The organism is Geodermatophilus sp. TF02-6 (genome assembly GCF_003319115.1).
In the GTDB taxonomy this organism is placed as follows: domain Bacteria; phylum Actinomycetota; class Actinomycetes; order Mycobacteriales; family Geodermatophilaceae; genus Geodermatophilus.
This window is the reverse complement of sequence record NZ_QOHF01000005.1, coordinates 210,160-223,587: the sequence shown is the minus strand read 5'-3', so window position 1 is coordinate 223,587 and position 13,428 is coordinate 210,160. Positions and strand designations below refer to the sequence as shown.

The 13,428-nt window shown below is 73.1% G+C and carries 13 protein-coding genes and 1 tRNA gene; 5 read left to right on the top strand and 9 right to left on the bottom strand.

Translation table 11 applies throughout. The annotated features are described in order from the left end of the window. Positions 1-93: 93 nt before the first annotated feature. A complete protein-coding gene (locus DQ238_RS07075; RefSeq protein ID WP_233495778.1) occupies positions 94-732 on the bottom strand; it encodes an IS630 family transposase in 639 nt (212 codons plus the stop codon). Positions 733-813: 81 nt separating this feature from the next. Between DQ238_RS07075 and xerC the strand changes: the two genes are divergently transcribed. The 3 genes from xerC (at position 814) to DQ238_RS07060 (ending at position 2,515) form a co-directional block, all read left to right on the top strand. Continuing rightward, positions 814-1,797, top strand: a complete 984-nt coding sequence (gene xerC, locus DQ238_RS07070) for a tyrosine recombinase XerC (RefSeq protein ID WP_233495777.1) — start codon at positions 814-816, stop codon at positions 1,795-1,797. 126 nt (positions 1,798-1,923) lie between these two features. Next, the gene (locus tag DQ238_RS07065) at positions 1,924-2,208 is read left to right on the top strand and encodes a hypothetical protein (protein WP_113780577.1); all 285 of its coding nucleotides are present in this window, start codon (positions 1,924-1,926) and stop codon (positions 2,206-2,208) included. Continuing rightward, on the top strand, positions 2,198-2,515 hold the full coding sequence (locus DQ238_RS07060) for a ribbon-helix-helix protein, CopG family (protein WP_158550726.1): 318 nt from the start codon (positions 2,198-2,200) through the stop codon (positions 2,513-2,515). Before DQ238_RS07065 ends, DQ238_RS07060 begins: the two co-directional genes overlap by 11 nt. A 323-nt stretch (positions 2,516-2,838) precedes the next feature. Here the strand turns inward: DQ238_RS07060 and DQ238_RS07055 are convergent, their stop codons facing one another. Then, entirely contained in the window at positions 2,839-3,291 is a 453-nt protein-coding gene (locus DQ238_RS07055) for a hypothetical protein (RefSeq protein WP_147263023.1), read from the bottom strand. A 642-nt stretch (positions 3,292-3,933) separates the two neighbouring features. On the opposite strand from DQ238_RS07055, the gene DQ238_RS23625 reads away from it, so the two are divergent. After that, positions 3,934-4,422, top strand: coding sequence for a hypothetical protein (locus DQ238_RS23625; protein ID WP_233495776.1), 489 nt, complete (start codon positions 3,934-3,936; stop codon positions 4,420-4,422). Between the two features lie 657 nt (positions 4,423-5,079). Here DQ238_RS23625 and DQ238_RS07040 read toward each other — a convergent pair. From DQ238_RS07040 to DQ238_RS07025, 4 genes are all read right to left on the bottom strand, one after another. Further along, positions 5,080-5,152: transfer RNA gene (locus DQ238_RS07040), tRNA-Lys, on the bottom strand. Between the two features lie 250 nt (positions 5,153-5,402). Beyond that, positions 5,403-6,065, bottom strand: a complete 663-nt coding sequence (locus DQ238_RS07035) for a rhomboid family intramembrane serine protease (RefSeq protein ID WP_158550725.1) — start codon at positions 6,063-6,065, stop codon at positions 5,403-5,405. A gap of 312 nt (positions 6,066-6,377) precedes the next feature. After that, complete coding sequence (locus DQ238_RS07030; protein ID WP_147263022.1) at positions 6,378-7,244, bottom strand: hypothetical protein; 867 nt, start codon at positions 7,242-7,244, stop codon at positions 6,378-6,380. A gap of 39 nt (positions 7,245-7,283) precedes the next feature. Further along, complete coding sequence (locus tag DQ238_RS07025; protein ID WP_113780572.1) at positions 7,284-8,165, bottom strand: Rieske (2Fe-2S) protein; 882 nt, start codon at positions 8,163-8,165, stop codon at positions 7,284-7,286. A gap of 146 nt (positions 8,166-8,311) precedes the next feature. Between DQ238_RS07025 and DQ238_RS07020 the strand changes: the two genes are divergently transcribed. After that, entirely contained in the window at positions 8,312-9,772 is a 1,461-nt protein-coding gene (locus tag DQ238_RS07020) for a metallophosphoesterase (RefSeq protein ID WP_113780571.1), read from the top strand. Between the two features lie 17 nt (positions 9,773-9,789). Here DQ238_RS07020 and DQ238_RS07015 read toward each other — a convergent pair whose 3' ends face one another. Genes DQ238_RS07015 through DQ238_RS07005 form a run of 3 tightly spaced genes read right to left on the bottom strand, consistent with a single transcriptional unit; the run spans position 9,790 to position 13,412 of the window. Next, on the bottom strand, positions 9,790-10,944 hold the full coding sequence (locus DQ238_RS07015; RefSeq protein ID WP_113780570.1) for an acyl-CoA dehydrogenase family protein: 1,155 nt from the start codon (positions 10,942-10,944) through the stop codon (positions 9,790-9,792). A 10-nt stretch (positions 10,945-10,954) separates the two neighbouring features. Then, the gene (locus DQ238_RS07010) at positions 10,955-11,731 is read right to left on the bottom strand and encodes an enoyl-CoA hydratase/isomerase family protein (protein ID WP_113780598.1); all 777 of its coding nucleotides are present in this window, start codon (positions 11,729-11,731) and stop codon (positions 10,955-10,957) included. Continuing rightward, on the bottom strand, positions 11,724-13,412 hold the full coding sequence (locus DQ238_RS07005; protein ID WP_113780569.1) for a long-chain-fatty-acid--CoA ligase: 1,689 nt from the start codon (positions 13,410-13,412) through the stop codon (positions 11,724-11,726). Before DQ238_RS07005 ends, DQ238_RS07010 begins: the two co-directional genes overlap by 8 nt. Positions 13,413-13,428 lie beyond the last annotated feature (16 nt).

The window sequence follows — 13,428 nt, the reverse complement described above, 5'->3', positions numbered from 1 at the left end:
TAGACAAGCGGTTACGCGCCAAGCTCCGTTACCAGGCACTCCGGAGTCCCGCCGAACTGCCTCCGCCACGACCTGGGTAAACGCGCCGTCCCGTCACCAGGAACCGAGCTCAGCTGCGGAACTCAGGTCGGTCACCTTGCCGGTGGCCACCTCGAGGGCGGCGAACAGCGTGGTGGTGCCGTGCCGGATGTAGTCGAAGCTGGCCGCCGCGGGATGTCCGGGCCGCACCGGCAGGGGTGGCGCGGTGCGCTCCAGCGCCTGGATCTGCGGCTTCTCATCGACGCAGAGCACCACCGCCTTCGCCGGCGGATGCAGGTACAGCCCGACGACGTCGCGGATCTTGGCTTCCAGTTCGGGGTCGGTGGAGAACTTGAACGTCTGCGCCCGCCACGGCTGCACCCCGAAGCGGTGCCAGATCCGGGCCACGGTGGCGTGCGAGATGGGCGTGCCCTCCCCGGCCAGCGCTGCGGCCAGCAGCCGCGAGGACCAGTGCGTGGCCCCGACCTGGTCCGGCGGCTCGGTGAGCGTCAGCTCCAGCACCCGATCCCGCAGGGCCTCGGGCAGCTGCGCCGGTTTGCCCGGCCGGGGCAGGTCCTCCAGCCCCGGCAGGCCGTGTTTGGCGTAGCGGCTCCGCCAGGTCACCACCGTGCCCTCGGCGCAGCCGACGATCGCCGCGATCTGCTTGCCCGGCACCTCGTCGGCGGCGAGCAGCACGATCCGGGCTCGCTCCACCACTCGCGCTGGAGCGCCCTTGTCCCGGGCCCGCCGCTGCAGCTCTCGCCGATTGGCCTCTGAGACTTCGACCGTCCGCACGTGCGCAGGCATACGAACTGGTCGACCTCGCGTCGTGATCACATCAAGGAGAACCGCAACGGACCACTAGCCGACGCCTGGTACACCGGCCTACGGGACCTTTCCCCCACCACGATGGACGCCTACCGGCGGCGGCTTGACCGGCAGATCCTCCCCGGCCTCGGAGAGCTGCGCATCCGCGAGTTGACGGCCGGCGTCCTGGACCGGCACCTCAAGCTGGTCGCCGACACCCACGGCGTTGCCGTCGCCCGCATGTGCCGCTCGGTGCTCTCGGGCATGTGCACCCTGGCCGCTCGCCACGACGCCCTCGTCCACAACCCCGTGCGGTCCGTGGCTCCGCTGGGCGGCAAGGCCAAGAAGGCCCCTCGGGCGTTGACCGTGCCGCAGTTGCGTCAGCTGCGGGCGGCGCTCACCTACGACGATCGCGCGGTCGCGCGGGACCTGCCGGAGCTGGTCGACTTCCTGATGGCCACCGGGTTGCGCATCGGCGAGGCCTGCGGGCTGGCCTGGGACGCCGTCGCCCTGGCCGCCGGCACTGTGGCGGTGCGCGCGACCGCGGTGCGCGTCGGCGGGCAGGGCCTCGTGGTGAAGCAGACCAAGACCGACGCCGGAGCCCGAACGCTGCTCCTGCCCGAGTGGTGCTCCACCATGCTGCGCCAGCGCGCCGCGCGGGTCGCTCCCGATGAGCACGACCGCATCGGGCGCCCGGTGTTCCCCGCTCCGCTGGGCGGCTGGCGGGACCCGTCCAACACCCAGGCCGACCTGCGGGACGCGCTAACTGCCGCCGGCTTCGACTGGGTGACCTCGCACGTGTTTCGCAAGAGCGTGGCCACCCTCATGGACCAGGCCGGGCTGTCCTCCCGCGCTGCGGCCGACCAACTCGGCCACGCCAACACCTCGATGACCACCGACGTCTACTTCGGCCGCAAGGTGGCAGCTACTGGTGCGGCCGCAGTCCTCGAGGCACTGAACCACGACGGCTGACGGCCGACGGCGGCATGCCGGTCTTGCGCCTTCCACCGTGGCGACGAGGTTTGCTCGCCAAGCTGAGGATGCGGATTGCGGCGCCCGAGGAGCCCGCAGGCTCCAGTTGTGTAGTACAGTACCTCGGTGGGGGTGACGTGGGCGCGCAGCGCCGACAAGCACGGCATCGCTCATGAAGACGCACTGCACGCGATCGCCAACGCCGTCTACGTCGAGGAGGAGTTCGACGATCCGCGTCCGCCGAACGACATCCGTCCGCACCTGTACATCGGCCCGCAGCGACGCCCGGGCGCCCCGCTGCTGGAGGTGATGGTCGAGGTGCGCCCGCCGCGCGGGCTGCATGTCTTCCACGTCATGGAAGCCCGCCGCCAGCACCTGGCTCGCATGGAGGCAACAGACGATGGCAACTGAGAAGGACTACCAGGCCGCCGCGGACTGGGCCGAGCACCAGATGCAGCTGCGGCCCGACTCGATCACCGCCCGGCGCGGAGCAGCCGCGGCCCAGCACGGGCGTGAGGCGCTGGCCCGGGCACTGGGCGGTCGCCCCTCGATCGATCCGACGGCCGAGCCGGGCGAGCACGCCCGTGTCCGCCAGGTCCGCCTGCCGGGAGACCTCGACCGACAGCTCGCCGCGGTGGCCGCCGCACAGCACCGCAGCGCCAGCGCCGTGATGCGCGACGCGCTGGCGGACTACCTGCGCGCCCATCCGGCCAGCTGAACGCCGGTTCGGCGCCCCACACCGGCGGGGCGCGAGGCCGCGGAGAGTGCGATCAGCGGGGTGCGATCACCGCGCAGGTGGTTCAAGATCGCGCCGGCAGCCGCAAACGGCCGCTTCCCCGGCAGCGGGTCGCTCACCTGCTGTGCTCCAGCGCACTTCCGACGCCGTCGCGGCCGTGTATCGATGGACCGCCCCCGAGGAGAGATACTGCGCATTGCCGTCCTGCCGGACTTGGCCGCCGGATTACCGCAGTGCGCTCGACCACGCCTCGGCGGCGTCATGACAGGACCGCAGACGACGCCGGCTCGGAGCCGAGCCGCCGATCAACGAACCACGACCACCCTGGTGGCGGGAGAACGCTCGTCCTGGGACAGGTCATGCTCCAGTGCCGATGGATTGGCGAGATGGCGACCCGGGTCGTAGACGAAGGCCAAGATGGCTCGGCAGTCGGGGTGCCGCGGGTAGCGGTTCCAGTCGACGGACAACTCCTCCCCCAGCTTGCGGTCGGTCAGCGTCGGTCGGGTCATCTTCGTCTCGATCACGACACCGGTCTCGCGCAGCAGGAAGTCCACCCGCGATCCGCCGCCGGCGTGTTGTGACACCGGGTCCTCCGGGCGGACGTCGTCGTAGTGCAGCCGCAGCAGCGCGTGGAGGAGCACCTGCAGATCCGCCTCGTGCTCGATGGAGGGGGCGGGCACACGAGGGTTGTTCGAGCGGCGGAGGACGTCGAGGTACTCCGGCAGCCGGCGAAGCACTGCGGTCAGCTCATCCAGCACGTGGGTGGGTCCGAGGACGGCGTGCAGCGAGTGCACGAGCAGCTGCTGTTGGACCGCGAGGTTGTCCCGGAAGGTGCGGTCGTAGGGGTGCTTCCACTTGGGCAGGAGCGGGTTGTCCTGACCGGGTTGGACGAGCGGATTGGGGGGCTCAGCGGGTCGCTCAGGAAGGCGCGGATGCGCGGCGTGAACGGCCCACCTTCGTACATGTCGATGAAGCGTGGACGGTCCTCCTCGGTGACCAGCCGCTGGGCCTCGGAATACCAACCGCTGTACACGCGCTGGGCGGCGCGAACGTCACCGAGGCTCGGCTGTGCGCTGTTCTGCCATGTCACCACCTCGTCCTCGAATTGCTCGGCGCGGGCGAGCAGATCCTCGATCCGCGCCCGCTTCGACGTTCCCCCAGACACGCGCGCCATTCTCCAGGCCAGCTTCGGCGGACGCCCGCCAGGCCGAACAGCGTTGTCAACCCTGCCCCGCCAGCAGCCGACGCAGGGCATCTCCACACCGCGCCGCGCCCGACCGGCGGCGACTCTGCCGGACTGCTGCCCTCCTCAACAAGATCACGAGCCGGCACACCTCATGCACCCAGGGACAGGCAATCCGTTGTGACGAGTCACTGACCGGTCCGGGACACTGACCGGCATGCCGACCAGCGGGACCCCCGAGTACCGGGCCCGACGCCGCGAGCGCGAACGGCAGCGACGTCAACAGGCACAGCAGACGCCGACCAGGATGGCGCGCTCCCAGCCGGCGGCCGCCGAGGCCGACGGCCGCGCACGGCGGGCCGCGGCGACGACCTGCGGCTGGTGCGGCGGGCCGATCACCCCGCGAAGCCGCGGCCCCATCCCGAAGTGGTGCTCGGCCACCTGCCGGCACCGCGCCTGGGAGCAGAGCCGAGCCGCGGCCTGCGACCAGGCCGCCGTCCGCGTGGTGGAACGCCACGTGCAGATCCGCGTGCCACTCCAGCCGACCCGGCGGGACTGGCCGCGACTGCTCACCGAGCTCGCCGACCAGCTCTCCGACGGCCGCGTCTACGACCGCGACCTGCCCGGCCTGGCCCGAGCGCTGCAACCGGTGCTGCAGGCCTACCGGAGCCGAGCCCGCACCACCGGAGCTCCCGACGTGCCCTGAACCCCGCTCTCCAGTACCTTTCCAGTACTTCTCCCGTAGTTCTCCAGTGCCCGCACACCACGCTCGAGGCGGGGGTCCCCGACGCACCGCAGCAGAACAGGAGACTTACAGGAGAACGCCTCGACCGCTGGAGCGGCCGAAGGCAGGCGACCGAAGGACCGCGCGGGCCGACTGGAGAAGTACAGGGGACCGCCCCGGAACCCTCGCCAGCGTGGCACACCCGATGGACACCCGCGCCAGCGACCCACTCCTCACCACCGCCCAGGCCGGCGACTACCTGGGAACCGGGTAACGCTTCATCGCCGGCTGATCGCCCAGCGCCGCATCACCTACGTCAAGCTCGGCAGGCACGTCCGCCTGCAGCGATCGATCCTCGACGCCTTCATCGACGCCGGCCGGGCCACCGACGAGCAGCAGGGCGACACACCCGTAACCCACCCCTGACGCCGACCTTGCCGCGGACGGCCGGCGCAGCCGACTCGGCGGCGCACCGTGTGGTGAGGAGGCGCAGACCCGCCCTGCTCAGGGGCGCAGGCGGGCGAGCATCTCCGACCGAACAGCCCGTTTCGGGCGTCGGCGAAAGATGGGGGTCAAGTGGGGTCTAGCGGGGGCTCGCCCCCGGAGAGGGCAACCACAGCTCGCTGACCTGCAAGCTTGTGGGCCCCGTGGGAATCGAACCCACAACCCGCGGATTAAAAGTCCGCTGCTCTGCCAGTTGAGCTAGAGGCCCGGCAGGTGCACGCAGAGCCCGGGACTGGCTGGCCTGCGGCCCGGTGCGAGGCTACCGCCCTCCGGACCGGACGACGCCGGAAGCCGACCCGGGCACGGTCGTGGCCAGTGGACCGGGCGGATCAGCCGCCGATCGACGCAGGCGGGTCGTCCGGTGCCCCACGGCCCGATCGAGGGGACCGCCGCCGGCCCCCGGGCAGGAACAGCGCCAGGACGGCTCCCGCCACGAACACGCGCCGTCCCCGAGGGGCCTACGGCGTCGTGGGGTCGGACGGGACGCTCCTGCCGCCGGCCGGGTCGCTGGCGGGGACGCGGGTCAGGAGCAGGCCCGCGAGGGCGCCGAGCACGACGGCGCCGCCGTGGACGTCGCCCATGACGAGGAGGGCCAGGCCGGCGAGCAGGCTCGCACTGCCGCACAGCCGCGACACCCCGCGGCCCCGCCGCAGCGCCAGCACCGACACCGATGCGGCCAGCCCGAACGTCGCCACGGAGTTGCCCGCTCCCGTCGGCTGGACGAGCAGCCCCCACAGCTGCGCACCCACCCCCGCGCCGGCCCAGACCACCAGCCAGCGCCGCGGCCCCCACACCTGCTCGGCCGTCGCGCCCACGACCGCCAGCGCCGCCAGGTTGAACACCGCGCCGGGCCAGCCCCCGTCCTGGACCACCAGCGAGGTGACCAGCCGCCACAGCTGCCCGTCCGCGAGCTCGGTCGGCGTCCGCTGCAGGGCGCCCAGCAGGCCCGGCGCGACGGTGAGCTGGAGCAGCGACGGCACCCCGACGACCAGCAGCGCGGCGAGCGTGGCCCAGGGCGGCCGGCCCGCACCCGGCCGGGCGGGCGCGCCCGGCGCCCACGCCGCCGCCCAGCCCGTCCACAGCACCACCGCGTACAGGGCTGCCCAGAACAGAGCGCTCACGGCCGCCATGGTGGCAGCCCGCGGCGGCCGTCGGACCCGTCGCGCGACCGCGGCGGCTCGGACACCGGCCGCCGGTCCGAGCGCCCCGCCGAGCCGACACGGCACCGGGATGTGACTGTCCGTCGCGGCCCCGCGGCGTTTCACCCAGTCAGGGGATGACCGGACCAGCGGCCGTCACGTAGCGTCACAGCTGCCCGATCGAGGCGCCCGCTGCACCGGCACCGGCGTCCTCCCGGGTCGGCGTCCCGGCCAGGGGCGCCCCGCGACCCCGGCCCGGTCGTCCCGTTCCCCCCGGGGCGGCCGGGCCGGATCTCATCGCGGCCCGCAGACCCGCCGCACCAGGTCCCACAGCTGCTGCTGCTGCGCCGCGTCGACCGGCAGGGGCACCGGAACCGGGTCGGCGTCCCCCACCGCGACGCTCAGCGGGAAGAGGAACGGCTGCTTGGTCTCGGCCAGCACGTGCGGCTCGCACGTCGCCGAGGTGAAGGTCGCCGCCGACGACGCCTCCGCCTGTCCCGGCGCGAGCTCGAGCGGCAGCCCGGCGACGGCGAGGTCGAAGACGACGCTGCGCCGGACGTCGGTGACGGTGACCGGCCGGTCGTCGTCCCCCGCGCGGGTCAGGACGACGGTGCCCGTGACCGACTCCCCCGCGGCGGTCACCCCGGTCAGGGCGACACCGGCGACGGCGAGCACCCCGGCGACCGCGCACTCCTCCCGGTGGACGACGTCGAGGTCGTCCCCGGACACCGGCACCCGCAGCTGCTCGACCGCACCACCGGGGCGGGTCACCGTCAGCCGGGCGGCGAGCGGCCGGGGCTGCGCCGTGCAGTCCGGCTCGCCGTAGGGCGTGGGCAGGTCGATCACCCGGCCGGGAGCGAACTCGGCGTGCACCGCGGTGGGCGGCAGCGGTGTGAACCCCGGCGAGTCGAGCGCCACCGCGGTCGCGGTGAACGGCTCCTCCCCGGAGTCGGTCACCCGCACCTGCACCCGCCCGCCGACAGCCACGTCGGTGCGCAGCCGGACCACCTCGGCCGCGATCCCCGGCACGGCCGGGAGGGTCGGCGTCGCGGACGCCGACGCGGACACCGACGTCGTGGCGGGCGCCGACGACGCCCCACCGTCCCCCGGCGAGCAGGCGGCGCACAGCAGGACGACGACCGTCACCGCCGTCCGTCTCATGCCGCCGCAGCGTAGGACGGCGGGCGGCCCGCCGAGGGGCTACAGGTGCCGGACGGGCAGCCGGGCCATGACCCGGCCGGCCTCCATGCGGATCTCCAGCTTCTCCTGCGGGTTGGCCGCCGGGCCGCGCCGGGGGGAGCCGTCCTCCAGGTCGAACGCCGAGCCGTGCCAGGGGCAGACCAGGCACCGCGCGCCGCGCACCTCCTCCACCGAACCCTCGTAGAGCGGGCCGGACAGGTGCGAGCAGGCCCCGATGAAGGCGTCGACCCGCGCTCCCCGGCGGACGACGGCCAGCGGGACGTCGACGCCCGAGCCGTTCCCGGTGCGCAGCGCCGGCCGGCCCTCGGGCAGGTCGTCGAGCGGACCGAGGTCGATCCAGTCGTGCTCCAGCGCGCGGGCGGCCGTGGCCGCGTGCGAGGCGCCGGAGGACTGCGCGTAGGACATGTGGCCGCCGATGGCCGCCGAGCCCCCGGCCACGCCCAGCCCCGCGTAGGCGAGCACCCGGCCGAGGGTGTCCCGGCCGGCGCGCCGGGCGGCGAGCGAACCGGCGTAGAGCCCGAGCGCCACGACGTTGGTCATCGCGTGCACCGCACCCAGCCGGCGGACGCCGACCTCCTGCTCCGACCAGTCGGCGGCCCCCGACAGCGCGGCGGGGACGGCGGCGGCCACCCCGGTCGCGATCAGCACCGTGGCCGCCGGGCGCAGCCGCGGGACGGCGTCGAGCAGCCCCGCGGAGATCCAGGTGCCCACGGGGACCTGGACCAGCACCGGGTGCAGCGGGTGGCCCAACCACGTGCCGTGCAGCAGGTCCTTGACCGCCTGCGGCCGGAGGGTGGCCTGCACGGCCTTGCGGGCCGGTTCGATCGCCTTGTCGAAGGTCGTCACGTCTGCGACCCGGTCGAGGATCCCCATCAGGCTCATGGCGGCGTCCTACCCCCATCGGTCGGCTGCGATGCCGCAACACCCCCTGTCGACATCCGCTGGTTCTCTCCCCCCGGACGAGCGACCCCGACCGACCGGCGACGGCCGCCCGGCCGCCGGAGGAGTCGCTCACTAGGTTGGGGCGGGTGAGCGACCCGAGCTCCGCGCGCCGCCCCTCCGCGGTGCGCGCGGCCGCTCGCTGGGCGGCCCGGGTGGCCGTCGTCCTCACCGGGGCCTACCTCGGCATCCTGCTGCTCGGCCGGGTGCCCGCACCGATCGGGCCGTTCGACGCGACGCTCGCCTTCCGGCCGTTCGGCGGCGGCGCCGCGGTCGACGTCCCGCCCCTGGGCGCGCTGCAGGTCGACGCCTACGACGGGCCGCTGCGGCTGGAGATCGAGCTGAACCGGGTCGACGAGCTGCGGGCGCAGGCGCTGGCCACCGACCCGGCCCGGCTGGACGGCGTCGTCGACCAGGTGAGCGCCGACCTGCGGGACGCCGTCGAGCGGGTGGCCTGGCTGACCGCGCTGGCGGCGGTCGGCGGGGCGACGGCGGCGTCCCTGCTGGTGCTGCGGCGGCGCCGCGAGCCGCTGATCGCCCTCGGCCTGTCCGCGGCGCTGGTGGCGGGTACCGGCGGGCTGGCCGCGGCGACGTGGCGGCCCGAGGCGCTCTCGCAGCCGACCTACACCGGCCTGCTGGTCAACGCGAACAGCCTGATCGGCAGCGCGCAGGACATCATGGCCCGCTTCGACGCCTACCGCGCCTCCCTCGAGGACCTCGTCTCCAACGTGAGCACGCTGTACTCGACGCTGTCCACGCTGCCCCCGCCGGGTGCGGACGGCGAGACGGTGGCCCTGCTGCACGTCTCCGATCTGCACCTCAACCCGGCCGGGTTCGACCTGGTGCGCCAGGTGGTCGCCCGGTTCGACGTGGACGGCGTCCTCGACACCGGCGACGTCACCGACTGGGGCAGCGAGCCGGAGAACGGCCTGATCACCGCCGTCGGCTCCCTCGGCGTGCCCTACGTCTTCGTCCGCGGCAACCACGACTCCGCCGTCACCGCGGCCCTGGTCGCCGCGCAGCCGAACGCGACCGTGCTCGACGACTCCGCGGTCACGGTGGCCGGGATCGAGGTCGTCGGCGCACCGGACCCGCGGTTCACCCCGGACAAGGACGCCTCCGACGCTCCCCAGTCGCTCGAGCAGAGCGGGCAGGCCCTCGCCGAGTTCGCCGAGGGCCTGCCCGAGCGGCCGGCGATCGCGCTGGTCCACGACCCCGAGCAGGCGGCGCCCCTCGACGGCGTCGTCCCCCTCGTGCTCGCCGGCCACACCCACGAGCGGGAGGTCACCCGGCTCGAGGGGGGGACGCGGCTGATGGTGGAGGGCTCGACCGGCGGGGCCGGGCTGCGTGCGCTGCAGGGCGCGTACCCCGAGCCGCTGACCTGCACGGTGCTCTACCTGGACGCGGCCTCCGGTGCCCTCACCGCCTACGACGAGATCACCCTCGGCGGCCTCGGGGAGACCGAGGTGACCATCGCGCGCACCGTCGTCCCCCCGGCCGGCGGGCAGGACGCCGCCGTCCCGCAGGGCACCCCCGCCCCTCCCGGCTGACGGTCAGCGGGATGCCATCACAGCGACCTCGCCACCAGCTCCTTCATGATCTCGTTGGTCCCGCCGTAGATCTTCTGGACGCGAGCGGCCGCGAACATCCGGGCGATCGGGTACTCCATCACGTAGCCGTAGCCGCCGAAGACCTGCAGACACCGGTCGACCACCTTGTTCTGGACGTCGGTGCACCAGAACTTCGCGAGCGACGCGGTGGGCGCGTCGAGCTCACCCGCGACGTGTCGGGTGATGCAGCTGTCGACGAGGGTGCGGGCGGCGAGGGCATCAGCAGCGCACTCCGCCAGGACGAAGCGGGTGTTCTGGAAGGAGAGGAGGTCCTGCCCGAACGCCTCGCGCTCCTTGGCGTAGGCGACCGTCTGCCGGACGGCGGCCTCGGCAGCGGCGGCAGCGGTGACGGCGATGACGAGCCGCTCCTGGGGCAGCTGCGCCATGAGCTGGCCGAACCCGCGGCCCTCGACACCGCCGAGGAGGTTGGCGGCCGGGACCCGCATGTCGACGAACGACAGCTCGCGCGTGTCCTGTCCGTGCATGCCGATCTTCTCGAGGACCCGTCCGCGCTCGAAGCCCGGTAGACCGTCGGTCTCGGCGACGACGAGGGACAGTCCCCTGCCGCCCGGCTCGTCACTCGTGCGCGCCACGATGACGAGCACGTCGCAGTGGGTCCCGTTGGAGATGAAGGTCTTCGAGCCGTTGACGACGTAGTCGTCGCCGTCGCGCCGGGCGCGGGTGCGGACGCGCTGGAGGTCCGATCCCGTCGTCGGCTCGGTCATCGCGATCGCCCCGACGAGGTCGCCCGACGCCATGCCGGGCAGCCAGCGTCGCTTCTGCTCCTCGGTCCCGAAGGCGTTGACGTAGTGGGCGACGATCGTGCTGTGCACGCTGTTGGCCCAGGCGTCGTCGGCAACCCTGGCCTGCTCCTCGGCGATCACGGCCTCGTGCGCGAACGTGCCGCCGCCCCCTCCGTACTCCTCGGGGATGCTGGTGCACAGCAGCCCCGCGTCCCCGGCCTTGCGCCAGAAGTCACGGTCGACCCCGTGCTGCTCGGCCCACCGGGTCTGGTGGGGCACTGCCTCCTTCTCGAGGAAGATGCGGGCGAGATCCCGCAGGTCATCGAGCTCTTCGGTCGCCCACGGCGACCGGTATCCGTCGAGGATCATCTGAGGCTCCTCATCTGCCGGTGAAGGTCGGGTGACGGTGTGCCGTGAACGCGGCCACGCCCTCGTGCGCGTCGGAGGTGCCGAGCGCGAGGAGGAAGTTGCGCCGTTCGTGCGCGAGTCCCTGGTGCAGGGGTAGCTCCTGCGCGTGCCTGGCCGAGTCGGCTGCGAGGATCACGGCGCGGGGCGCGTTGCCGCCGACGTGGTCAGCGATCTCCAGGGCGCGACCGATGACCCCGTCGTCGTCGACGACGTCCGCGACGAGGCCGGCCTCGTGCGCCCACTGCGCGTCCACGGGGCCCCCGGTGAGGAGCATCCGCATCGCCTTGGCCTTGCCGATCGCGTGGACGAGCCGCTGGGTGCCGCCGGCGCCGGGGATCACCCCGAGCTTCACCTCCGGGACGGCGAAGCGCGCCGACCGCCCCGCCACGGCCGTGTCGCATGCGAGGACGAGCTCGCAGCCCCCGCCGAAGGCCAGCCCGCGGACCGCAGCGATCGTCGGGCGGGGCAGGGACGCCACCGTGTCGAAGAGCCGGTCGAACGGCAGCCGGTCGGTCGGGGACGCTCCGGTCATGTGCGGGATCTCGGCGATGTCGGCGCCGGCACAGAACGCCTTCTCCGACCCGGTGAGGACGACGGCCCGGACGGTGGGGTCGGCGGCCACCTCCTCGAGACGGTCGGCGAGCTGGGTCACGAGCTCACGGCTCAGGGCGTTGAGGGCAGCCGGACGGTCGAGCGTCACCAGCGCGGTGGCGTCGTGGTGCTCGACGGCGACGAGGGTCTCAGGCATCGTCCCGCCCATCTCCGTAGGCGCCGGCGTGCTCGGCGCGGATCCGCTTCTTGTCGAACTTGCCGACGCTCGTGCGCGGGATCTCGGGAACGATCTCGACGGCGTCCGGCAGCTGCCACGAGGCGAAGGCGCTGGACAGGTGCTCGCGCACGTCGTCGAGGGTGACCTCCCGGCCCGGTTTGGGGACGACGAGGACGAAGGGTCGTTCCTGCCACTTCGGGTGGACGAGTCCGACGACCGCCGCCTCTGCGATGTCCGGGTGGCCGAGCAGGAGGTTCTCCATGTCGATCGACGAGATCCACTCGCCGCCGCTCTTGATGACGTCCTTGAGCCGGTCGGTGACCTTGAGGTAGCCGTCGGCGTCGATGGTGCCGACGTCGCCGCTGCGCCAGTAGCCGTCGAGGAAGCGGTCCGCGGAGTCCTCGGGGGGCATGTTGTGGTACGTGCTCGTGATCCACGGGCCGCGGACGCAGATCTCGCCCTGCGTGACGCCGTCCCAGGGGACGTCGTTCCCGGTGGCGTCGACGAGCCGGAAGTCGACGCCGGTGACCGGGAGGCCCTGCTTGCGCTTGAGCTCGAACAGCGCGTCCCCGGACAGCCGCTCGCGGACGCTCGGCTTGTAGCGGTTGAGCGTCACGAGCGGGGTCGTCTCGGTGGCACCGTAGGCGTGCACGATCTCGGCGCCGGTCAGCTCCTGGAAGCCGCGCATCATCGTCAGCGGCGGCTCGGTCGCTCCGGACATCATCCGCAGCCGACCGAGATCCGGCTTCTGCTCCAGCGTCTCGATGTAGTGGAGCATCGGCAGGAAGATCGCGGGCGCCCCGTTGGTGACGGTCACGCCCTCGGCGATGATCGCGTCCGTGAGCGGCTTGGTGTCCTCGGCGACGTAGCGGCCGGGCAGGACGACCTTGTTGGCCATCAGGGTGGCGGCCTGGGGCAGCCCCCAGGCCTGGCCGTGGAACATCGGGGTGATGAGCATGGTGCAGTCGTCCAGCGTCATCCCGATGTTCGTGGCCAGCGCGTAGGAGTGCAGGTAGATCGCCCGGTGCGAGTAGTAGACCCCCTTGGGCCGTCCGGTCGTGCCTGTGGTGTAGCAGGCTCCGTAGGCGGAGCGCTCGTCGATCTCGGGCCACGCGATCTGCGGGCTGGCTGCTGCGACGAGGTCCTCGTAGTGGTGCACGTGGGGCAGCGTCGTGTCGATCTCCGAGAGCGGCTTGTCGGTCATCACGACCCAGGCCCGCACGCCCGTGAGGCTCGGGGCGACGGCCTCGGCCACGGGTAGCAGCGTCTCGTCGACGCAGACGACCGACGTGCCGCTGTCCTCGAGGACGAAGCCCAGGTCCGTCGGGCCCAGCCGGAGATTGAGCTGCACCATGACGGCCGCGAGCCCTGGGATGGCCCAGTACAGCTCGTAGTGACGACGGCTGTTCCAGTCGAGGATGCCGACGCGGTCACCGGCCTGCACGTCGAGTCCTCGGAGCGCGTTGGCGCCCCGGACGACCCGCTCGTAGGCGCTCGCGTACGTGTAGCGGTCCCAGCCGCCGTCGGGCGTGCGGTAGACGATCTCGCGCTCGCCGTGCGTGCGTGCGGCGTGCCGGATCAGCGTGGTCGTGTTGAGCTGGACGTCGTCGCCCATCGTCGAGGGGTATCCGGTGACGATGGTCCGAGGCGTCGCGGTCATGGGGTGTCCTCCACGG